20 protein-coding genes are annotated in these 20404 nt (G+C 64.6%); 8 read left to right on the top strand and 12 right to left on the bottom strand.

What is annotated here, in order from left to right; translation table 11 throughout:
* Nucleotides 1-133: 133 nt before the first annotated feature.
* The 3 genes from ACZI8Q_RS14665 (at nt 134) to ACZI8Q_RS14655 (ending at nt 2941) form a co-directional block, all read left to right on the top strand.
* Complete coding sequence (locus tag ACZI8Q_RS14665) at nt 134-1540, top strand: FAD-dependent oxidoreductase (RefSeq protein ID WP_463374282.1); 1407 nt, start codon at nt 134-136, stop codon at nt 1538-1540.
* Between the two features lie 143 nt (nt 1541-1683).
* Nucleotides 1684-2436, top strand: coding sequence for an amidohydrolase family protein (locus tag ACZI8Q_RS14660; RefSeq protein ID WP_463374281.1), 753 nt, complete (start codon nt 1684-1686; stop codon nt 2434-2436).
* A 76-nt stretch (nt 2437-2512) separates the two neighbouring features.
* Nucleotides 2513-2941: a CBS domain-containing protein gene (locus tag ACZI8Q_RS14655; RefSeq protein WP_463374280.1), complete on the top strand. Its 429-nt coding sequence runs from the start codon at nt 2513-2515 to the stop codon at nt 2939-2941.
* Between the two features lie 15 nt (nt 2942-2956).
* Here the strand turns inward: ACZI8Q_RS14655 and ACZI8Q_RS14650 are convergent, their stop codons facing one another.
* The 3 genes from ACZI8Q_RS14650 to ACZI8Q_RS14640 form a co-directional block, all read right to left on the bottom strand.
* Complete coding sequence (locus ACZI8Q_RS14650) at nt 2957-3439, bottom strand: DUF456 domain-containing protein (protein ID WP_463374279.1); 483 nt, start codon at nt 3437-3439, stop codon at nt 2957-2959.
* The gene (purT, locus tag ACZI8Q_RS14645) at nt 3436-4644 is read right to left on the bottom strand and encodes a formate-dependent phosphoribosylglycinamide formyltransferase (RefSeq protein ID WP_463374278.1); all 1209 of its coding nucleotides are present in this window, start codon (nt 4642-4644) and stop codon (nt 3436-3438) included. The genes ACZI8Q_RS14650 and purT overlap by 4 nt, the downstream gene beginning before the upstream one ends.
* Before the next feature lie 63 nt (nt 4645-4707).
* Nucleotides 4708-5079 carry a VOC family protein gene (locus ACZI8Q_RS14640; protein WP_463374277.1) on the bottom strand — a complete coding sequence of 124 codons (372 nt, stop codon included), beginning with the start codon at nt 5077-5079 and terminating at the stop codon, nt 4708-4710.
* A gap of 141 nt (nt 5080-5220) precedes the next feature.
* On the opposite strand from ACZI8Q_RS14640, the gene ACZI8Q_RS14635 reads away from it, so the two are divergent.
* Nucleotides 5221-6321 (top strand): CaiB/BaiF CoA transferase family protein, encoded by a 1101-nt coding sequence (locus tag ACZI8Q_RS14635; protein WP_463374276.1) that lies wholly within the window; start codon nt 5221-5223, stop codon nt 6319-6321.
* Here the strand turns inward: ACZI8Q_RS14635 and yczR are convergent.
* From yczR to ACZI8Q_RS14620, 3 genes are all read right to left on the bottom strand, one after another.
* Nucleotides 6318-7799 (bottom strand): MocR-like transcription factor YczR, encoded by a 1482-nt coding sequence (gene yczR / locus ACZI8Q_RS14630; RefSeq protein WP_463374275.1) that lies wholly within the window; start codon nt 7797-7799, stop codon nt 6318-6320. The two genes, ACZI8Q_RS14635 and yczR, sit on opposite strands and share 4 nt — an antisense overlap.
* Nucleotides 7800-7957: 158 nt before the next feature.
* Nucleotides 7958-9493, bottom strand: a complete 1536-nt coding sequence (locus tag ACZI8Q_RS14625) for an alkaline phosphatase D family protein (RefSeq protein ID WP_463374274.1) — start codon at nt 9491-9493, stop codon at nt 7958-7960.
* A 250-nt stretch (nt 9494-9743) separates the two neighbouring features.
* Nucleotides 9744-11033: an adenylosuccinate synthase gene (locus ACZI8Q_RS14620; RefSeq protein ID WP_463374273.1), complete on the bottom strand. Its 1290-nt coding sequence runs from the start codon at nt 11031-11033 to the stop codon at nt 9744-9746.
* A 247-nt stretch (nt 11034-11280) separates the two neighbouring features.
* On the opposite strand from ACZI8Q_RS14620, the gene ACZI8Q_RS14615 reads away from it, so the two are divergent.
* Nucleotides 11281-11931 carry a hypothetical protein gene (locus ACZI8Q_RS14615; RefSeq protein ID WP_463374293.1) on the top strand — a complete coding sequence of 217 codons (651 nt, stop codon included), beginning with the start codon at nt 11281-11283 and terminating at the stop codon, nt 11929-11931.
* Nucleotides 11928-12710: a site-2 protease family protein gene (locus ACZI8Q_RS14610; RefSeq protein WP_463374272.1), complete on the top strand. Its 783-nt coding sequence runs from the start codon at nt 11928-11930 to the stop codon at nt 12708-12710. The genes ACZI8Q_RS14615 and ACZI8Q_RS14610 overlap by 4 nt, the downstream gene beginning before the upstream one ends.
* 25 nt (nt 12711-12735) lie before the next feature.
* On the opposite strand, the gene ACZI8Q_RS14605 is transcribed toward ACZI8Q_RS14610, so the two are convergent.
* A complete protein-coding gene (locus tag ACZI8Q_RS14605) occupies nt 12736-13650 on the bottom strand; it encodes an aminotransferase class IV (protein WP_463374271.1) in 915 nt (304 codons plus the stop codon).
* Between the two features lie 55 nt (nt 13651-13705).
* Nucleotides 13706-14665, bottom strand: a complete 960-nt coding sequence (locus ACZI8Q_RS14600) for a helix-turn-helix transcriptional regulator (RefSeq protein WP_463374270.1) — start codon at nt 14663-14665, stop codon at nt 13706-13708.
* A 63-nt stretch (nt 14666-14728) separates the two neighbouring features.
* Between ACZI8Q_RS14600 and ACZI8Q_RS14595 the strand changes: the two genes are divergently transcribed.
* The gene (locus tag ACZI8Q_RS14595; RefSeq protein ID WP_463374269.1) at nt 14729-15190 is read left to right on the top strand and encodes a pyridoxamine 5'-phosphate oxidase family protein; all 462 of its coding nucleotides are present in this window, start codon (nt 14729-14731) and stop codon (nt 15188-15190) included.
* Here the strand turns inward: ACZI8Q_RS14595 and ACZI8Q_RS14590 are convergent.
* The 3 genes from ACZI8Q_RS14590 to ACZI8Q_RS14580 all read right to left on the bottom strand — a co-directional run bounded on the left by ACZI8Q_RS14590 (nt 15180) and on the right by ACZI8Q_RS14580 (nt 17735).
* Nucleotides 15180-16109, bottom strand: coding sequence for a cation diffusion facilitator family transporter (locus ACZI8Q_RS14590; protein WP_463374268.1), 930 nt, complete (start codon nt 16107-16109; stop codon nt 15180-15182). The genes ACZI8Q_RS14595 and ACZI8Q_RS14590 overlap by 11 nt on opposite strands.
* Nucleotides 16110-16186: 77 nt before the next feature.
* On the bottom strand, nt 16187-17275 hold the full coding sequence (locus tag ACZI8Q_RS14585) for an FUSC family protein (RefSeq protein ID WP_463374267.1): 1089 nt from the start codon (nt 17273-17275) through the stop codon (nt 16187-16189).
* Between the two features lie 43 nt (nt 17276-17318).
* Nucleotides 17319-17735, bottom strand: a complete 417-nt coding sequence (locus tag ACZI8Q_RS14580) for a DUF3151 domain-containing protein (RefSeq protein WP_463374266.1) — start codon at nt 17733-17735, stop codon at nt 17319-17321.
* 102 nt (nt 17736-17837) lie between these two features.
* Here ACZI8Q_RS14580 and ACZI8Q_RS14575 point away from each other — a divergent pair, with 102 nt between their 5' ends.
* The gene (locus ACZI8Q_RS14575) at nt 17838-19181 is read left to right on the top strand and encodes an Rv0361 family membrane protein (RefSeq protein WP_463374265.1); all 1344 of its coding nucleotides are present in this window, start codon (nt 17838-17840) and stop codon (nt 19179-19181) included.
* A gap of 60 nt (nt 19182-19241) precedes the next feature.
* On the opposite strand, the gene fbaA is transcribed toward ACZI8Q_RS14575, so the two are convergent.
* Complete coding sequence (gene fbaA, locus ACZI8Q_RS14570) at nt 19242-20276, bottom strand: class II fructose-bisphosphate aldolase (protein WP_463374264.1); 1035 nt, start codon at nt 20274-20276, stop codon at nt 19242-19244.
* Between the last annotated feature and the right edge of the window lie 128 nt (nt 20277-20404).

Raw genomic sequence — 20404 nt, 5'->3', positions numbered from 1 at the left:
CGACCGACGGTCACAAATCCGGTTTGTGCCCCCTCAAAAGGTGCCCACCTACCGGAAAATCGCCGGACGCGATTAGGCTGGGCTTTGCTTACTGTACAAACTTGTCCGCCCATCAGAAGGTAGTTCGCTCCAGATGACTGATCAGACTCGTCCGGAATCTGCATCCGCGCAGACCCGCGCTCTGCGTGTTGCCATCGTCGGTGCCGGTCCCGCCGGTATCTACGCCGCCGACGCCCTCATGAAATCCGACGCCGACGTCAGCATCGACCTGTTCGAACGGATGCCCGCACCCTTCGGTCTCATCCGCTACGGCGTCGCCCCCGATCACCCGCGCATCAAGGGCATCGTCACCGCCCTGCACAAAGTGCTCGACAAGCCGAACGTGCGCCTTCTCGGCAACATCGACTACGGCACCGACATCACCCTCGAGGACCTGCACAGCTTCTACGATGCAGTGATCTTCTCGACCGGAGCCAACGCCGACCGCGCGCTCAACATCCCGGGCATCGATCTGGACGGCAGTTACGGCGCCGCCGACTTCGTGTCCTGGTACGACGGACACCCGGACGTCCCCCGCACCTGGCCGCTCGAGGCCGAGAAGGTTGCCGTCCTCGGTGTCGGTAACGTCGCACTCGACATCGCTCGGGTGCTCGCCAAGACCGGCGACGAACTGCTCCCGACGGAGATCCCCGCGAACGTCTACGAGGGCCTGAAGGCGAACAAGGCCGTCGAGGTCCACGTGTTCGGTCGTCGCGGTCCAGCGCAGGCGAAATTCACCCCACTCGAGCTGCGCGAACTCGATCACTCCCCGACCATCGAGGTCATCGTCGACCCCGAGGACATCGACTACGACGAGGGTTCCGAGACCGCGCGCCGCAACTCCAAGCAGGTCGACATGGTGGCGAACACCCTGCAGGACTGGGCGATCCGCGACGTGGGCAACCGCCCGCACAAGCTCTTCCTGCACTTCTTCGAGTCGCCCACCGAGGTGCTCGGCGAGGACGGCAAGGTCGTCGGCCTGCGCACCGAGCGCACCAAGCTCGACGGCACCGGCAACGTGAAGGGCACCGGCACGTTCAACGACTGGAACGTGCAGTCGGTGTACCGCGCCGTCGGTTACCTGTCGCAGAACATCGCGAAGCTGCCGTTCGACGAGCAGGCGGGCACCGTTCCCAACGAGGCCGGTCGCGTCATCGTCGACGACACCGCCGAGGGCGCCGCCCGCTTCATGAAGGCCACCTATGTCACCGGATGGATCAAGCGTGGCCCGGTCGGCCTGATCGGCCATACCAAGGGCGACGCGAACGAGACCGTTACGAACCTCCTGGAAGACTCCGTTGCCTTCGCCGAGCCGGCCAACCCCGCCGAGGATGCGATCATCGAGTTCCTCGAAAACAAGCAGGTCGCGTACACCACGTGGCAGGGCTGGTACCGCCTCGACGCACATGAGCGGAGCCTGGGCGAGAACGAGGGCCGCGAGCGCGTCAAGGTCGTCGAGCGTCACGACATGCTGAAGGCTTCCGAGCCCGACAAGGCCTGAAACTTCACACCCCTTTCCGACGAATGTCACACCGGTTCACCTCAGTAGAACCGGTGTGACATTCGTCGGGGGCCGTCGAGGCTGGATACGGCTCCGAACAGGGCGGATTCACATCGCCGGCACGCACAGGGCAGGATGGACGAGTGTTCGACGCCCATGTACACATACTCGATCCCAAGTACCCCTTGGACGAGAATCACGGGTACCTACCGGGCCCCTTCACGATTGCCGACTACCGCGCCCGAATGAACGGCCTCGGAGTAACCGGCGGCGCCGTCGTGTCCGCCTCGTTCCAAGGCACCGACCAGCGGTATCTTCGGGCCGCCCTCGCGGAGCTGGGCGCGGGCTGGGTCGGGGTCACGCAGTTGTCACCGGATGCAACGGACGACGACATCATCGCTCTCGACGACGCGGGCGTGCGGGCCCTGCGTTTCAACCTGCGACGCAGCGCTATCGACGTGACGACTCTCGCCATTCAGGCGCAGCGCGCGTACGAACTGGCCGGATGGCACGCCGAGTTCTACGTCGACGCCTCACTGCTGCTTTCACTGGAACCCGTTTTCGCGAAGCTGCCGGCAGTCAGCATCGACCACCTCGGCATGTCGCCGGAGGGGCTGCCCTACCTGCTGAATCTCGTCGAACGTGGTGCGCGCGTGAAGGCCACCGGATTCGGCCGTGTCGAGATCGACGATGTGGTGGATGCCATGCGACGTATCCATGCGGTCGATCCGAAGGCACTCATGTTCGGCAGCGATCTGCCGGGCACACGGGCACGTCGTCCTTTCGAGGCCACAGATCTCGAGATCATCCGCGACGCCGTCGGTGACGATCTCGATGCCGTTCTGTCCACCAACGCGCTGGATTGGTACCGGTGTGCACCTGCCCTCGGCAAGTAGCTGCAGCGCACTCGTAATCCCCTTATGATCTAGTGATCGGGGAATTCTGGGGCTGCAGGTGGATCGAGGTATCCGAATGCGCATCGCTGATGTGCTGAGAAACAAGGGTTCGGCGGTCACCACGGTGTGCCCGGAGACTTCGGTCCGGGAGTTGCTGGACCTGCTGACGCGGCACAACATCGGCGCGCTGATCGTCGTCGACGACGACACCGTGATCGGCATGGTGTCCGAGCGGGATGTCGTGCGAGGGATCCAGCAACGCGGCGCGGACGCCCTCACCGATCGGGTTTTCGACATCATGACCACCGAACTGTTCACGTGTCTGCCGACCGACAGCGTCGACAGCCTCGCGGCAACCATGACGGAGCACCGTATTCGACATCTTCCGGTGATGGTCGACCGCCGTCTGGTGGGAATCGTCAGTATCGGTGACGTCGTGAAGAGCCGAATGGACGAATTACAGGACGAGCGCGACCAACTCGAATCGTACATCGACCGGGGCTGAGCCGCTTCTGGGCTGCTAGGCGAAGATCACGGCACCCAGCCACACGGCGGATGCGAGCAGCGCACCCAGCAACTCCACGAGAATCGACAGTCCGACGGCTTTGCACGCGTGCCACGTCGACGCCCAGGCATGGGTGTGGTTGCGCAGCCGGTGCTGCTCTGCCACATAGGTTCCCGCGATGAATCCGAGGAACAGCCCCACTACGGGGACCACGAAGAATCCCACGATTCCGACCACGCCACCCACCAGCAACGACCGGTTGGGCACCCCAGCGGTACGCATCCGTCCGCCGGGCCAGGTGTACTTCACGACGGCGGACACCACGAGCAGCGCGGTGACGACACCGAATACCACCCATGCAGTGGAGCCTCCCGTCATGATCGCCCATACCAGGACGGCGGCGAAGATCAGGACGACCCCGGGCAGGATCGGCACGACGATCCCCATGAGCCCGACCGCGATGACCAATCCGACGAGGAGCTCACCGCCTCCGCTCACCGGACCGGCCGCACCTTCGACGCGGCCTCACGCGCCCGGGCGCGGGCGGTCTCCACGTCCGATGCGGTGGATACCGCGACGCCCATGCGTCGACGGACGAAGCTTTCGGGCTTGCCGAACAGGCGCAGATCCGTTTCTGGAACGGACAACGCATCGGCGACGCCCTCGAATCCGATTCCGTCTGCGTCCATGCCCCCGTAGATCACGGCGGACGCACCCGGCGCGTTCAGGGTCGTGTCGACGGGCAGGCCGAGAATCGCCCTGGCATGAAGCTCGAACTCGGACAGCCGCTGCGACCGCAGGGTGACCAGCCCGGTGTCGTGTGGGCGTGGGCTGACCTCGGAAAAGTACACGTCGTCGCCCTTCACGAACAGCTCGACACCGAATATTCCCCGCCCGCCCAGCGCGGTGGTCACTTTGTCGGCAACCTCACGGGAGCGCTGCAACGCCAGATCACTCATCGGCTGCGGCTGCCACGATTCGATGTAGTCACCGGAGTCCTGGAGGTGTCCGATCGGTTCACAGAAGAACGTGCCCGTCTCACCGTCTGCACCGATTGCACGGACGGTGAGCTGGGTGATCTCGTAGTCGAAATCGACGAACCCTTCCACGATCACCCTGCCGTGGTTGATGCGACCGCCGGCGAGCGCGTACTCCCAGGCGGCCTCGATCTCGTCGAGGCTGCGCACGGTCGACTGCCCCTTGCCGGACGACGACATCACCGGTTTGATCACGCACGGCGTGCCGATACGTTCGACGGCTGCGCGGACGGATTCGAGCGAGTCCGCGAACTCGAAGGGGGACGTCGGCAGTCCCAGTTCCTCTGCCGCGAGGCGCCGAATGCCTTCACGGTTGAGAGTAAGCGCGGTGGCGCGAGCCGTCGGGATGACCGTGGTGAGCCCACGTTGTTCCGCTTCGGCCAGGGCGTCGGTGGCGATGGCTTCGATCTCGGGAACCACGAAGTGCGGTTGTTCGGACTCGATGAGTTTCAGAACCGCCGCGCCGTCGGACATGTCGATCGCGTGTGCACGATGGGCGACCTGGTGGCCGGGGGCATTTTCGTACCTGTCGACCGCGATCACTTCCACGCCGAGACGTTGCAGAGCGATGGCGACTTCCTTGCCCAACTCACCGGATCCGAGAAGCATCACTCGGATCGCGCCGGACGTGAGTGGGGTACCGAAGCGGGAGGGCGTCTGCTGCATGAGAGGAAGTGTATTCGGCTCCGGGTGCCCTCACGCGGAGGTCCATCCGGGCAGGGCGCCGGACTACCGCTCGAACAGTGCGAGAACGTTGGTGTGGGGGTCGCTGAACCAGGCGACCCGCATTCCGTCCGGCGCCGTCCAGACGGCGTGCTCGTCCTGACCCAATCCCCGGTACTCGATGAAATCGATGCCTTTGCCGCGCAACTCGTCGACTGCAGCGTCGATGCTGTCGACCTCCCATCCCAGGACTGTGTATCCGGTGGCCGGCTTCGATTGCACGAGAGTCACCCGCAGTGGCCCGGTGCCTGCGTCCACTGTCAACGAGAATTCGTCACGACCGAGCAGCGGCAGGGCAAGCGTGTCCACGTAGAACATCTGCGAAACATCCAAGTCGGTGCTGGCGACGAAACTCACTAATCTGCCGGGAAAAGTCATGCATCAACTGTGCTCTACATCACATTATGTGGCAACTTTCACACGCCCACAGACCGACCGGAGTGACCCGGGGCACAGCCGGGCCAACGGGCAGGTTAACGTCGGCTGCACAGGTACTCCCCACCGGAACGAGGAATGCGCATGTCCGCTGAATCCACAGAGAAGGCCGGCCCTCTCGCGGGCATCCGCGTCGTCGAATTCGCGGGCCTCGGCCCCGCACCACACGCGGCCACCCTCCTCGCGGATATGGGTGCGGACATCGTCTGCGTACAGCGTGCAGGCCTGATCCCCCAGGACGAGAACGCGCACGATCAGATCAAGCGCGGCCGCCGAGTGGTCGAAGCCAACCTGAAGGACTCCGCCGATATCGAGAAGGTACTCGGGCTCATCGAGCGGGCCGACGTGGTCATCGAAGGGTTCCGGCCCGGCGTCACCGAACGCATGGGCATCGGCCCGGACGTGTGCCTGGGGCGCAATCCCCGTCTCGTATACGGCCGCATGACCGGCTGGGGGCAGGACGGCCCGCTCGCCAACGCCGCCGGCCACGACATCAACTACATCTCCCTGACCGGCGTGCTGCACGCGATCGGACGCAAGGACGAGCGTCCCGTGCCGCCGCTCAACATGGTGGGCGACTTCGGTGGCGGATCGATGTTCCTCGTCTTCGGCATTCTGTCGGCGCTCGTCGAACGTCAGACCTCCGGCAAGGGGCAGGTCGTGGATGCGGCGATGGTCGACGGCGCACTTGCCCTGTCCCACATGATGTGGGCTTTCCGAGGCAAGGGTGTGTGGTCCGACGAGCGCGGCGTCAACCTCCTCGACACCGGTGCGCCGTTCTACGACACCTACGAGACCTCCGATGGAAAGTACATGGCGGTCGGGTCGATCGAACCGCAGTTCTACGCACTGCTACTGAGGGGTCTCGAACTCGAGCCCGCTGATCTGCCGCAGCAGATGGACGTGTCGTCGTGGCCGAAGTTGAAGGAGATCTTCACCGCGAAGTTCCTGACGAAGACTCGCGACGAATGGTCCGCGATCTTCGACGGCACCGACGCTTGTGTGTCGCCGGTCCTGACCTTCGCGGAAGCACCGCACAACGAACACATCGCAGCGCGCGGTTCACTCGTCGAGTTGGACGGGGTCACCCAGCACGCACCGGCTCCCCGGTTCTCCCGCACCCGGCCCGGCACACCGTCCGTCCCGGCTCGCGAGGCCACCGACATCGACACTCTCTGGCGTTAGACGACCAGACTGGGTGCCGTCTGCCTACGGTCGAGGGCCAGAGTTTCGTACGCAGCTGCGATTGCGTCGACCCCTCGGCGCAGTTCGTCCGATGAACGCGCATAAGGGATTCGGACGAATCGCTCGAATGCGCCTTCCACGCCGAACCGAGGCCCGGCGGCGAGAAGGACACCGAAGTTGGGCGCCGATGCAGCCAGGGCCGTCGACACCGGCGCCGGCATCCTCAGCCACAGCGACAACCCTCCGGTGCCGACCGTCGGCTCCCAATCCGGGAGCCTGTCGGCCAGCGCCGCGAGAAGCGTGGCTCGCTGTTCGCGGAGTTCGTGGCGGCGCCGATCGAGAACGGCGTCGTCACGAGACAACAGGTTTGCGGCGGCGAGCTGGTCCATCACGGGGGTACCCAGATCCACAGCGGCGCGCGCGCCGACGAGACGGGTGATCAGCCCCGGATCCGCCCGAATCCATCCCACTCGGAGACCTCCCCAGAAGGACTTCGCGGTCGAACCGATGGTGACCACTTCCGTCTTCGCCGCGCCGCGTCCGTAGGACGCCACCGGACCCGGAGACGGCTCGTCCAACCACAGATCGACCATGGTTTCGTCCACCACCAACAACATTCGCGTGTCCCTCGCGATGTGGGCGAGTTCGGCCCGCCCCGGGGCGTCGAGGCACAGACCCGTCGGATTGTGAAAGTCCGGGATGAGGTAGGCCATCCGCGCAGCCGTTTGCCGAGCCGCACTGCGGATTCCGTCCAGATCCCAGGCACCGCCGCCACTTTCCGGACGCACCGGCACCGGCACCGGGCTTGCACCCACACGCCTGATCGCTTCGAGCGCATTGGGATACGTCGGATGGTCGACGAGAACCCGCTCGCCGGGCGAGGTCATCACATTCAGAATCAGGCGCAGTGCGTGTTGAGCGCCCGACGTGATCATGATCTGGTCCGGGGACGTCGTCAGCCCTCGCGCCGTGTAGCGCTGAGCAACGACCTCCCGCAGGGAATCGATGCCGACCGGCTCCATTCCGTGTGTCGGCAAATACGACGGAAGGGCCCGCAACGCCGACTCGTACGCACCCTGCACCTCCTGCGCCGGCGCCGCCATCGCGGCATAGCTGAGGTCCACGACGTCTGCGCCCGGTCCGGGCTGGTGGGCACGAAACATCAGCCCGTTGGCGCGCGCGCTGCTGGGCAACGTCACAGTGCTGCGGGACCCCTGCCGACTGGTGAGGTAGCCCTCGTCGCGCAGCACCGCGTACGACGAGGTGATGGTGGTGCGGCTCAGTGCGAGCACCGCGGCCAGCTCCCGTTCACTGGGTAAGGCCACACCGAGAGGGATACGGCCGTCGTGGACCAGGAGTCGAATGCCGTCGGCCAGTGCCCGATATGCGGGACGCGCGGCGGAGCGACGGCCGGGTTCGTCCTGCCAATTGCCCAGGTCGCGGGACAGACTGCGGGCGCCGAGCACACGAGAGATCATACAGTCCAGTATCGCCACTCTGGCCTTCGATTTCAAAGCCAATTTCCCACCCCTCCCCCCGACCGATGTCACACCGGTTCAGTTCAGGGGAACCGGTGTGACATTGGTCGGGTCATCGGAGGGAACTAAGGCCAAAAACGTGCAACTGGATTGGCTCGTCAGCGCGCCGGCGGCGCAAGCACCTGGCTGAACAGCACTTGTCCAGCAGCATCGAGAAGGTCCACTCGCAACTCCGACGTCTCACCGTCGATGAACACCTCGCCGAAGTGCTGGTAGCCGTCGAGTGGTGACGAATCGGGCTCCGGAGGCGCATGAACGAACACCGCCTCCGGACCGAAGGTGCCATCCAGGTCGTTCGGCCCGAACCCGCCGGCATTCAGCGGCCCCGACACGAACTCCCAGAACTCGTCGAAATCCTGGAAGGTTGCGCGCTCCGGCGAGTAACGGTGCGCAGCGGTGTAATGGACGTCCGCGGTCAGCCACACCATGCCGGTGACACCCTGCGCTTTGGTCGCGGACAGTACCCGGGCGATCTCCGATTCACGGCCGGACGGCGCACCCGCATCCGCATTCGCCACCCCCTCGAAGGCGGTGTCGCCGTCCGGAACGACCACGCCGAGTGGCAGATCGTTGGCGATGATCTTCCACGTGGCGGTCGAGCGTGAAAGCTCGTCGATCAACCAGGTGGACTGCGCCTCACCGAGAATCTGCCCAGGCACACCGACGTTCGCCCCGTTGGCATCCTTGTATGTGCGCATGTCCAAGACGAAAACGTCCAAGAGAGGACCGTAGCCGATCTTGCGGTACAGGTGTCCGTCTGCATTCTCGGCCGGACCGATCGGCAACCACTCGCGAAATGCGCGGGACGCACGCTGGGCCAGTACGTCGACGTTCTTCTCCGTGTACTTCTCGAGATCCAGGATCTCTCCCGGGTACCAATTGTTGACGGTCTCGTGATCGTCCCACTGGACCAGTTGCGCGACGGACGAGTTGAACCGCTTGTAGTTCTCGTCGGTGAGGTTGTAGGCGTACTGACCGCGATACTGGTCGAGGGTCTGCGCCACAGCACGTTTGGCGTCGGTGACCGTGTTCCGCCAGATGCGTCCGTCCGGCAGAGTCACCGATTCTTCGAGCGGACCGTCCGCGTACACGACATCGCCCGAGTGGACGAAGAGGTGCGGATCGCGGTCGGCCATCGTCTTGAAGATCGTCATGCCGCCGATGTCCGGGTTGATGCCGTACCCCTGGCCCGCCGTATCGCCGGACCATTGCAGCCGAATGTCACCCGGCGCGCTGGGTGCCGTCCGAAAGATTCCGGCGACCGGTTCGGACACGGCGCCGTCCTCACCTTCGAGCATCACCCGGTAGTGCACCTGCTCACCGGACGGCAGACCGGAGACGCGGAGTCGGCCCGTACCGTCGGTGTCCGGGGTGAGGATCCCACCCTCGAATCGTTTGGCATTGCCGAAGGATTCGGTTGCAGACGTCTCGACGATCAGCTTCGCGGGCTGGTCGGATCGCGCCCAGATCAACGCCCCGTCAGCGCGCACTTCACCAGCCGCGACCCCATGGGTGAGTCGGGGCCGCTGACGAACAAGTGTGGGGGTGGACTGGTCCGCGCACGCTGCGGCGACCGGAACGGTCATCAATCCGAGCGCGGTGGTGCGCAGAAGTGCGCGTCGGGACAGATACATCGAGACTCCTTCTCATGCGGGTATCTCGACGATCGTCAATCCACGCCAACAGACGGTGAACTGGCGGTGTTGCGAACATACTGAACAGATGACGACCGGATTCGCACTGTTCGGCACGTGCGGCGTGACATCGGGGGGCAGCTGGCCTGGTGGGGGCGCAGCTTCCGGCCCCCACCGCCCCCGACGAATGTCACACCCGTTCGCGCGAGCTGAACGGGTGTGACATTCGTCGGGGAAGGAAGTCGAGAAATCAGCGGATGATGTCGCGGCGCACGATGGTTTCGTCGCGGCCCGGCCCGACACCGATGCACGAGATGAACGCACCGGACAGCTCTTCCAGGCGCAGCACGTAGTTCTGCGCGTTCTTCGGCAGGTCCTCGAAGGTGCGCGCATGCGAAATGTCTTCCCACCAGCCGGGCATCTCTTCGTAGATGGGCTTGGCGTGGTGGATGTCGGTCTGCGTCATGGGCATTTCGTCGTGGCGCACACCGTTGACGTCGTACCCGACGCAGATCGGAATGGTGTCGAGGCTGCTGAGCACATCGAGTTTGGTGAGGAAGTAGTCGGTGATGCCGTTGACGCGCGTTGCATATCTGGCGATCACAGCGTCGAACCAACCGGTACGGCGCCCACGACCGGTGGTCACGCCGACCTCGCCGCCCTGTTTGGCGAGGTATTCACCGGACTCGTCGAACAACTCGGTCGGGAAGGGGCCGGCACCGACACGTGTGGTGTAGGCCTTGAGGATTCCGAGGACGGTGGTGATCCGCGTGGGTCCGATACCAGAACCGACCGCCGCACCACCGGACGTGGGGTTCGACGAGGTGACGTACGGGTACGTGCCGTGGTCGACGTCCAGCAGGGTGCCCTGCGAACCTTCGAGGAGCACTGTCTCGCCGCGTTCGAGCGCCGTGTTGAGCTCTAGTCGGGTGTCTGCGATGCGGTGTTTGAAACCCTGTGCCTGTTCGAGGACCTCGTCGACGACCTGTTGGGAATCGAGTGCCTTGCGGTTGTAGATCTTGACGAGAACCTGGTTCTTGACCTCGAGCGCCGCCTCGACCTTCTGCGTGAGGATTTTCTCGTCGAGAACGTCGGCGACACGGACGCCGACGCGGGCGATCTTGTCCTGGTAGCAGGGGCCGATTCCGCGACCGGTGGTGCCGATCTTCTTGGCGCCGAGGAACCGTTCGGTGACCTTGTCGATGGCCACGTGGTACGGCATGATCAGGTGCGCATCAGCCGAGAGAAACAGCCCGCTGGTGTCGACATCGCGCTTCTCTAGACCTTCCAGCTCGTCGAGCAGCACTCCCGGGTCGACGACGACACCGTTGCCGATGACGTTCTTGACTCCCGGGGTGAGAATCCCGGACGGGATCAGATGCAGGGCGAACTTGTCGCCGTTCGGAAGTACCACGGTATGCCCGGCGTTGTTGCCGCCTTGGTAGCGCACCACCCACTGCAGGCGTCCGCCCAGTAGATCGGTAGCTTTGCCCTTACCCTCGTCGCCCCACTGGGCGCCGATCAGGACGATTGCCGGCATGACGTTGTCTCCTACGGTCGACGTACAGCCGTGTCCGACTGTGTGGTTCTGCCGCGTGTGGGCAGTAGCCGGAGGAACAGTCTAGCCGAGCGGGTACGGAACAAACCCGACAGTCCGCTCACCGGTGGTCGGAGGTTGGGCTGCCGAGCCTCGAGACTGCGACCATTAAGATGATTCGGCGAAGAATGGTCGCGGGCAAATCGTGGTGGACGAATCGGGTGAGGAGTGGCGATTGACCCCCATAGTGATGATCTGCGGCGACGTACCGTCGCCGCTGCCCTTGCGCTCGATCACTGCGATCAACGTGCCCACATTGCCCGAGAAGGACGACTTCGACGAGGTCTTCTCGAAACTGCAGGTGGTACCCGACCCACGGATCATCGTGGTCGGTGACGACGCCGCGTTCGCTGCGACACTGACGCGACTGATGCGCACCGACCGTCTCCACATCGAGTTGGCGTACGTGAACGAGCATCGTTCTGCAGCCACCGACGCCTACAAGCTCGCAACGGGAGCCAAAGCTGCGAACATTGCCCTGAATGGTCGGCCAAGGACGATGCCCCTCATACGGGACGACTCCGGGATCGCCCTGGTGGGGGCCGCAACGATCGAAGGCCCCGACGGTGAACTGCTCGTCGGCGAGGCGTATGCCGACGACACGCGACTGTTCGCCAACAGTACCCGGCTGATGACGATCGTTCCCAGCCATCGCCTGCCCGGGGTACGCGCATCGGTGGAACCGAAATGGCGCTGGTTGCCTCGGAGGTGGCGTGAAGGCCGGGCCGTCCAGCTGGGCACCCCGGCAGGGGTCGTCACCCGCGACGGCGTTCGGAGTCCCAACCCGGTCAAGCGGTCGACGTTCTACCGGCACGACCAAGAGTGGTTACTGGTTCGGTGACCTCCCCCCGACCCGGTGCGACCGGTGGGCGCGCCGTGCGCCCCAGCCCGGTGTTTCTCGTCGTGGTCGCGGCGGCGATTGCGGGCGGCGTGATCACCTGGCAGTCGGAGATCGACTCGGTTCTCGCGCACGTCGGTGTCATCTCTCTGGTGGTCGCCGGCTGGGTACTTACGTTGTGCCTGCACGAGTTCGCCCACGCCTACACGGCATGGCGGCACGGCGACACGGACGTCGAGATCCGTGGTTACCTCACGTTGAATCCGCTGAAGTACAGCCATCCGCTGCTGTCGATCGGGCTGCCGGTGCTGTTCATCGCGCTCGGTGGCATCGGACTGCCCGGCGGGGCCGTCTATCTGCGCACCGGGTTGTTCTCGCCGCGAGTACAGGCACGAATATCGTTGGCCGGGCCCGCGGTGAACGTCGCTTGCGCGATCGCGTTGTTGATCGTGATTCGTATGTACGCGTTCGGCAGCGAGCACGTCGTGTTCTGGACCGGGCTGTGCTTCCTGGCTTTCCTGCAGGTGATGGCCGCCGTCCTCAATCTGCTACCGGTCCCGGGGCTGGACGGTTACGGCGCGCTCGAGCCGTTTCTCGCACCGAGCACCCAGCGTCAGATCGCACAGGTCAAGCCGTACGGCCTTCTCATCCTCGTGGCGTTGCTGTTCGTCCCGGAGATCAACGTGGTCTTCTTCGACGCGATCTACTGGCTGTTCGAACTATCGGGAGTTCCGCGCGTCTTCGCCCAATACGGCAACCAGCTGATGCGTTTTTGGCTGTGACCGATCGTTTCAGGACAGCTCGACTTCAGGCCAGCGGGGTCACCCAGCCGTGCACGTCGTCGTTCCGCAATGCGGCGGTGTGCCTTTTGCGAAGCGCCGTACTGATCGGACCATGTGCACCCCCGGAAACGAGACGCCCGTCGACCTCGGTCACGGGGGCCACGCCTGCAGACGTTCCGGTCACGAACACTTCGTCCGCGATATACAACTCCGTGAGGTCGACTGCCCGTTCCACGACGCGAATGCCGTCTTCCTCCGCGAGAGTCAGCAACGTCCGACGGTTGATGCCGTCGAGGATGTCGAACGACACATCCGGGGTGATCAGGGTGTCTCCCCGGACGAGGAAGACGTTGGCAGCGCTCAGCTCACACACGTGACCGTTGACGTCGAGGAAGATGCAATCGTCGTAACCGCTGTCGATCGCGTCCTGCTTGGCGAGCACGGAGTTCACGTATGCACCGTTCACCTTCGCCCGCGAGGGGATGGCATTGTCCGGGATCCGGCGCCACACACTCGTCTTCAACCGCATACCGTCCTGCGGCACGATCGGCACGGCGTCGTAGACGAACATGCTGACCTTCACGCTGCAGCCGCGCACGCGGGTGCCCGGAATGGATGCATCCACGTGCACGGTGGCGCGCACGAACACGTCCGAGGACGGATCGTTCTCGGTGACGAGTCGCTTGGCCACGGCCACGAACTTGTCGTAGTCCCAGTCGGGAGCGAACTGATCGATACCGATGATCTTGCACGATTCGAGCAGGCGGTCGAAGTGGTCGCGCAACCGGAAGGCGGTCCGCTTCGTCCCGTCGACGTGCACCGGGAAGACGGTGTAGACACTCAAGCCGTACAGCAATGCCGACGTCGCAACGCCGAGAGTCGCTTCTTCTGCGTCGACGAAACGGTCACCGAAGTACACGCGCGGGTACGGATTGGCCATGCGGCGATGGTATAGAGCGCCCCCGACCACGGCAATCTGTTTCACCCGTGCACAGTCAGGGCGCGTTGCGTTGTGCGAGGGCCTCGCCCACCTTCCGAAGCGAGGCTCTAAGCGATCGAGGCTCGAGGACCTCCACCTCCGCACCGAGGGCAGTCAGTTGGTGCAACGCGACGTCTTCCGACTCGAGCTGCAAGGCGACCACGACCCATCCGTGCTCATCTGGTGGTCCGGCGTCGACGCGTGCGGCTTCTATTCCGACGGTCGCGGGCAATCGACGGCGGCCGGTCTCCGACAGGCGCACTCGGCAGGGGAAACGCAGCAGCGAGCGATCGAACTCGGCGACCGATGCCGCCCACCACTCGGCCAGGTCGAAACCGTCCGGCCGGGTCGCGGCAGTTTCCGACACGGTGGCCGTCTCGATGCGAGAGACACGGTAGGACAGGATCCGTCCGCGGTGTCCGGCCACCAGATACCAGACCCCGGCCTTTGCAACCAGACCCAACGGATCGAGGGTGCGCGTGATCGTGCGGCCGCGCCTGCCGTAGATGATCCGCAGTCGCTGCCCGTCGAGGACGGCGGCGGCAACCGCCCCCAGACTGCCTGTGTCCTGGGGTGTGTAGAACCATCCAGGAGCGTCGACGTGCAGACGATCGCGCCAGGTCTGGGCGCCTGCCCGCAACGCAAGCGGCAGGGCGCCGAGCAGTTTCGATCGGGCTGTCGTTGCCACGTCACCGAAACCGAGATCATGTGCAATCCCCGGCACCCCCGACAGCATCAACGCGGAAGTCTCCGCTCCGGTGAGTCCGCTGAGTTTCGACTGCCATCCGTCGAGCAGCCGTATTCCGCCGCCGGGGCCACTCGCGGTCCAGAGGGGCACCCCGGCGGCGGACAGGGCGGCAACGTCTCGGTACACGGTCCGCACCGACACGTCGAGTTCGTCTGCCAACTCCTGAGCAGTGAGGCCGCGCGCACCCTCGAGTCGCAGCATGATCTCCACGAGGCGGCTCGAGCGCATGAAAGAAGTCTAGGCACGAATCACTGACAGTAGATGTCAGTGATGGCGTCGCAGACTGAGTACATGACCAACTGGACGCAGTTCGCCTCGGAAGCCCCCACCCTCGCTCGTGCCGTGGAAGCACGCTTGCGGGCCAACAAACATCACGTGATCGCCACCCTCCGCAAGGACGGTTCACCGCGGGTCAGCGGAACGGAGGTCGAGTTCTACGAGGATTCGTTGCTTCTCGGCTCGATGGTGAATGCCCGCAAGGCGCAGGATCTGCGGCGAGACCCGCGCTTCTCACTGCACAGCAATCCCGGCCATCATTCGATGGAAGGCGGCGACGCAAAAATCGGCGGCAAGGCGCACGAGATCGTCGGTGCCGAGAAGGACCGAATCGTCGCTCACTATCCGGACGAGATCACCGAGGCCGACGTGTTCGAACTCGACATCGAGGAAGTCGCATTGACGACCGTGGACGGAGAACATCTGTACGTCGACTTCTGGCGGCCGGGGCCGAGCATCACCCGATTCACCAAGTGACGTCCTTCTCGCAGTGCCGGCCGGCGGCGGTCGATTCGATCTGCACGGTGGCGTGGGAGAGGCCATGCGATTCCAACAGAGTCTTGGCCGAACGCAGAACCGGCTCGCCGTCACCGTCGGTGGTCAGGTGAACGGTGGCCACGTCCATGCCGGTGGTGAGGGTCCAGACGTGCAGGTCGTGGACGCCGGTCACACCCGGCAGCGCCCCGAGGTCGGCTTCCACAGCGGTCACGTCGACGTCCACAGGTGAGGCCTGGGTGAGGATCCGCAGCGACGCCGCCGCGAGTTTCATCGCCCGCGGCACCACCCAGAGCGAGATCAACACGGCGACGACGATGTCCGCATAGCTCCAGCCGAAGGCCAGCACGAGCCCGCCCGCGATGAGCACGCCCACGCTGCCGACTGCGTCCGCGAACACCTCGAGGTAAGCACCGCGTACCGCCAGGCTGCCTTTCGCGTCGGCGCGCAGCATGAGCATGACCACGATGTTGGCGGCCAGTCCGAGTGCTGCCGTGACGATCAGGGCGACACCGGGAACGTCCGGTGCGTCGCCGATTCGGTGGACCGCCTCGTAGAAGACCCACACGGCAACGCCGATGAGCAGCACGGCGTTGGCCATGGCGGTCAGCACTTCCGCGCGGTGCCAGCCGAAGGTACGCGCAGCGGTCGTACTGCCTTTCCTCGCCAATACGAGGGCGAGCAAGCCCATCGACATGCCGACGACGTCGGTGAGCATGTGCCCGGCATCCGCGAGCAGCGCCAGGGAGTTCACGATGAGACCGACGCTCGCCTCGACGATCAGGAAGATGACGAGGATGGCGAGGGCGATCACCATACGGCGGATTCGTCCAGCCGAGGGGCCGACGCCGCCCGTGCCGGCCGATGGAACGCCGTGTGAATGACCGTGTCCGGAACCCATGCCTGCGCTACTCCCTCCCGAAGATTCGTCGATCATATGCATACATTCGCATATGTTTCAAACGGCTTCGGCGGAGCTCACGAATCCGGCGGATACGCCGGATGCTCCACTGTCGGCGGCAAGGTGGCGATCGCCGAGATCCTTCGAACACCCGCAACCTGCATCAAGTCGACGATCAGCGATCGAATCTGCGCGAACACCACGGTGGTCGACACCCCCGCATTCTCGACGAGCGACGGCTTCATTCCAGATGCCACCGACCGCAACACTCGGGCCGCTTCTGCCTGATCGGGTTGCCGTCCCGGATCGGCCATCACCATCCGCCGAAGCACCTCCACGGCCCGAGAGAGCTTCTCGACCTGATCCACCAGACGTGGGTCCAGGATCTCGTCGTCACGCACCGAGGTCAACGAGCGGCGCGCCAGGACACGAATGTTGCGCACGGCGTTGTCGATCGGGTCGGCAGCCGCTTCCAGCTGGTCCAACCGCGGACGGGTGCTCCAGTACAGGGGTGAGATCCGGGTGATCTCCCTACCACCGAGCAGGTGCGTGCGCATGGCATCGATGGCGCCCTGTGTGTCACGCGCCATCTTCAGAGCGGCCACGATTGGCTTCTGATCGTTCTCGACGAGACCGTCCGCCACCAGGCGCAGCACCTCGGCCGCCGTGCCGAGCACCTGACCCGCATACTTGCGTGCGCGGCCGACCGGATGCGTCGGCACCATTGCAACGATGACGATGCCCACGAGGCCCCCGACGAGAGCGTCCACCATCCGGCCGACACCGCCGTCACCGCCCGGTGGGAGGAGAGTCGCGACGAGCACAGCAGAGTTGCCCGCCTGACTTGCGAAGATCGGGCCACTGTTCAGCAGCACCGCCGCCGACATCGCGAGAATCACCACCAGCGAGATCTGCCACACCCCGCGGCCGATCACCGCTATCAAAAGGTCACCGATTCCGACGCCGATGACCACACCCGCAACCAGTTCCACGGCCCGCCGAAACCGCGCGCCGAGCCCCAACCCCAGCGACACGACTGCTGCGATCGGAGCAAAGAACGGAGCGGTATGACCCACCAGAGCAGTGGCCACCCACCACGCGAGGCCGGCGCCGAGCGCACACTGCACGATCGGCAACGCCGAAACTCGCAGTCGCCGCAGCGACACTTCGGCCTTCTCTCGCGAGAAGACCCGAGGAGCCTGGAAACGCTTAGCCGAGGCCAAGCTCTTGTGCAGCTCGCGGATCACTGTCCTCGAGCAGGTCGAGGCAACGCGCGTATTCGTCGCCTTCGTCGATCGTCTTTGCCGCCTTCGCCAGGACGGCGACGCAGCGCAGGAAACCACGGTTCGGCTCGTGGCTGTAGGGCACGGGACCGAAGCCCTTCCAACCGTTGCGGCGCAGCTGGTCGAGTCCACGGTGGTACCCAGTGCGTGCGTACGCATAAGCGGCGATGGTCTCGCCGCCGTCGAAGGCAGCCTCGGCCAGGTAGGCCCAGGCGATGGACGCGGTCGGGTGCTCCGCCGCCACTTCGGCAGGAGCCTTGTGGTTCAGCAGATCGGACTCTGCCTCCTCGTCCCCGGGAAGAAGAGTGGGCTGCGGTCCGAGAAGATCACCGAAAGACGTCATGCGTTCATTGTGCCCCGCCACGACCCCGTCGTGCGCTCCGGTGTGCCGTCGTGTCGATAGGCTGACCGGGAAACGACTTCTCTGCAGACCGAGGGGCATTGCGTGCAGAACCGCAACGACGACGAAAAGCCTGGCAAGGCTGACAACGGCACAAAAGCCGATAACGGCAAAGGCTCCGATGACACGGTGAAGCCGGACACCTCGGCTAAGCCCGACACCTCGGCGAAGCCCGACACCACCGCAAAGCCTGACGATGCAGCAACCACCAAGCTCGACACGGTGTCCCAGCCTGCCGAAGTGAAGAAGCCGCGAGCGGACAAGGCTGCACACAGCACTGCGGAGTCCGCCAAGGCAGCGCCGACGAACGCGGAACCGACGAAGGCGCAGAAACCCGTAGAAAGCAAGCCCGTCTCGGACAAGGGCACCGACGACCAGGGCACCACAGGCAAGAACGCGACAGACAAGAACGCGACAGGCAAGAACGCGACAGACAAGGACGTCGCCACTCCCGTCTCCGCTTCGGAAGCGAAGACACAGGCGATTCCCGTACAGAAGAAGAGTGTCGACCCGGAAGCCAAGACCACCGCGATCCCGAAGCAGAAGAACTCCTCGGAGACGGAAACGAGGAAGGCTGCCGCCGATACCCCGAAGCCCCCGGCTTCCGCGGCAACACCGAAGCCCCCGGCTTCCGAGGCAAAGACGGAAGCGATTCCTGTCACGAAGACGCCGCAGCCGCAGAAACCACAACCGCCGGCACCACGCCCTGCCGGCGGTACTCAACGTCCGCCTACCGAAAGTCCGACAGCTCAGGGCCCGACAGCACCACATCCGACCACCATGGGGCAGTCGAGCCCCCCGCCGGCCGCACCCAACCGTCCGCCCCAGCAGCAGACTCACCGCGCACAGCCGCAACGGGTCGCCCCACCCCAGCAGACGCCGTCGCAGGCCAGTGGGCAGGCCGCGTCAGCAGCCGCACCCAAGGGTGATACGAACGGCGCACGTGAGAAAACGGGCCGGTCGTGGCTGTTCGCGGCAATCGGAGCCGGTGTGCTGGTGCTCCTCGCGATTGTGATTGCCGGGGTCGTCCTGTTTCTGAAGCACCAGGCCGAGAACTCGCCGGAGGCGAAGGTTCAGGACGCCATCGACACCTTCATGTCCGCGCTGCAGGACGGCGACCTCGCCACGCTGCGATCGACGACGTGCGGAGGGCTCTCCGAGTACTACAACTCGATTTCCCCCGAAGAGTTCGCAAACGTGCACCGCGTTGCCGCAGAGCAACAGACCCTTCCGGAGGTCGGCGGGGTCGATGCGGTCCAGTTCACCGACAACACGGCGATCGCCCAGGTGAGCACGCAGACAGAGGCTGGTCCGGGTGCGCAATCGTGGCGAACGTTCAATCTGGAACAGGTCGACGGAACCTGGAAGGTCTGCAACCCACCCCAGTAAACGCAAACGAAGTCCCCCTCCGAGATTCGGAAGGGGAATTCGTTTGCGTGTGGTCGACCGTCAGGCGGAAACGGAGCGTCCCGCGGACTTCAGGTCGTTGCAGGCCTCGACGACACGTTCGGTCATGCCGGCCTCTGCCTTCTTGAGGTAGCTGCGCGGGTCGTAGACTTTCTTGTTTCCGACCTCACCGTCGATCTTCAGCACGCCGTCGTAGTTCGAGAAGAAGTGTCCGGCGATGGGGCGGGTGAAGGCGTACTGGGTGTCGGTGTCGACGTTCATCTTCACGACACCGAAGGCCAGGGAATCCTCGATCTCCGACTTGAGCGAGCCCGATCCGCCGTGGAACACGAAGTCGAACGGTTGCGAGCCGTCGGCGAGACCGAGCTTGGCTGCGGCAACCTTCTGCCCCTGATCGAGCACCTCGGGACGCAGCTTCACATTGCCCGGCTTGTAGACGCCGTGAACGTTGCCGAACGTGGCGGCGAGCAGGTACTTGCCGTTCTCGCCGGCGCCCAGGGCCTCGATGGTCTTCTCGAAATCCTCGCTGGAGGTGTACAGCTTGTCGTTGATCTCGGCCTCGACGCCATCCTCTTCACCGCCGACGACGCCGATCTCGACCTCGAGGATGATGTTCGCGGCCTTCGACAGGGCGAGCAGTTCCTTCGCGATCGTCAGGTTCTCGTCGATCGGCACTGCGGAGCCGTCCCACATGTGCGACTGGAACAGCGGGTTGCGGCCGGCGTCGACACGCTCTTTCGAGATCTGCAGCAGCGGACGCACGAACCCGTCCAGCTTGTCCTTGGGGCAGTGGTCGGTGTGCAGCGCGATCGTCACGTCGTACTTGGCGGCGATGACATGCGCGAACTCGGCGAGTGCGACGGCACCCGTCACCATGTCCTTGACACCGAGACCGGAACCGAACTCGGCGCCGCCCGTCGAGAACTGAATGATGCCGTCACTGCCGGCATCGGCGAAGCCCTTGATGGCTGCGTTGATGGTTTCGGACGAGGTGCAGTTGATGGCGGGGAAGGCAAAGGAGTGCTCCTTGGCCCGACCAAGCATCTCGGCATAGACCTCGGGAGTCGCGATTGGCACGGCGGCAGTCCTCCATAAACGATTCGGCTGAGCGCACTCCGTCGGGGGAACGGGGCGCGATGTGGTCGTAGCAGTATTGCAGTCCCAGCAGTATGGCAAGAGATGAGACGTACGTCGCGGGACCCCTC

Source organism: Rhodococcus quanlei (assembly GCF_055231015.1).
Note: the sequence above shows the minus strand (reverse complement) of the source record. Positions and strands in the feature narration are given on the sequence as shown.

Bases quoted from the DNA above. Each gene is read 5' to 3' on its own strand.
- ACZI8Q_RS14600 (WP_463374270.1), bottom strand. From the start codon at position 14,665: ATGCGCTCGAGCCGCCTCGTGGAGATCATGCTGCGACTCGAGGGTGCG.
- ACZI8Q_RS14590 (WP_463374268.1), bottom strand. From the start codon at position 16,109: ATGGGTTCCGGACACGGTCATTCACACGGCGTTCCATCGGCCGGCACG.
- ACZI8Q_RS14625 (WP_463374274.1), bottom strand. From the start codon at position 9,493: ATGTATCTGTCCCGACGCGCACTTCTGCGCACCACCGCGCTCGGATTG.
- ACZI8Q_RS14635 (WP_463374276.1), top strand. From the start codon at position 5,221: ATGTCCGCTGAATCCACAGAGAAGGCCGGCCCTCTCGCGGGCATCCGC.
- ACZI8Q_RS14655 (WP_463374280.1), top strand. From the start codon at position 2,513: ATGCGCATCGCTGATGTGCTGAGAAACAAGGGTTCGGCGGTCACCACG.
- ACZI8Q_RS14665 (WP_463374282.1), top strand. From the start codon at position 134: ATGACTGATCAGACTCGTCCGGAATCTGCATCCGCGCAGACCCGCGCT.
- yczR (WP_463374275.1), bottom strand. From the start codon at position 7,799: ATGATCTCTCGTGTGCTCGGCGCCCGCAGTCTGTCCCGCGACCTGGGC.
- ACZI8Q_RS14615 (WP_463374293.1), top strand. From the start codon at position 11,281: ATGATCTGCGGCGACGTACCGTCGCCGCTGCCCTTGCGCTCGATCACT.
- purT (WP_463374278.1), bottom strand. From the start codon at position 4,644: ATGCAGCAGACGCCCTCCCGCTTCGGTACCCCACTCACGTCCGGCGCG.
- ACZI8Q_RS14580 (WP_463374266.1), bottom strand. From the start codon at position 17,735: ATGACGTCTTTCGGTGATCTTCTCGGACCGCAGCCCACTCTTCTTCCC.
- ACZI8Q_RS14640 (WP_463374277.1), bottom strand. From the start codon at position 5,079: ATGACTTTTCCCGGCAGATTAGTGAGTTTCGTCGCCAGCACCGACTTG.
- ACZI8Q_RS14595 (WP_463374269.1), top strand. From the start codon at position 14,729: ATGACCAACTGGACGCAGTTCGCCTCGGAAGCCCCCACCCTCGCTCGT.
- ACZI8Q_RS14620 (WP_463374273.1), bottom strand. From the start codon at position 11,033: ATGCCGGCAATCGTCCTGATCGGCGCCCAGTGGGGCGACGAGGGTAAG.
- ACZI8Q_RS14605 (WP_463374271.1), bottom strand. From the start codon at position 13,650: ATGGCCAATCCGTACCCGCGCGTGTACTTCGGTGACCGTTTCGTCGAC.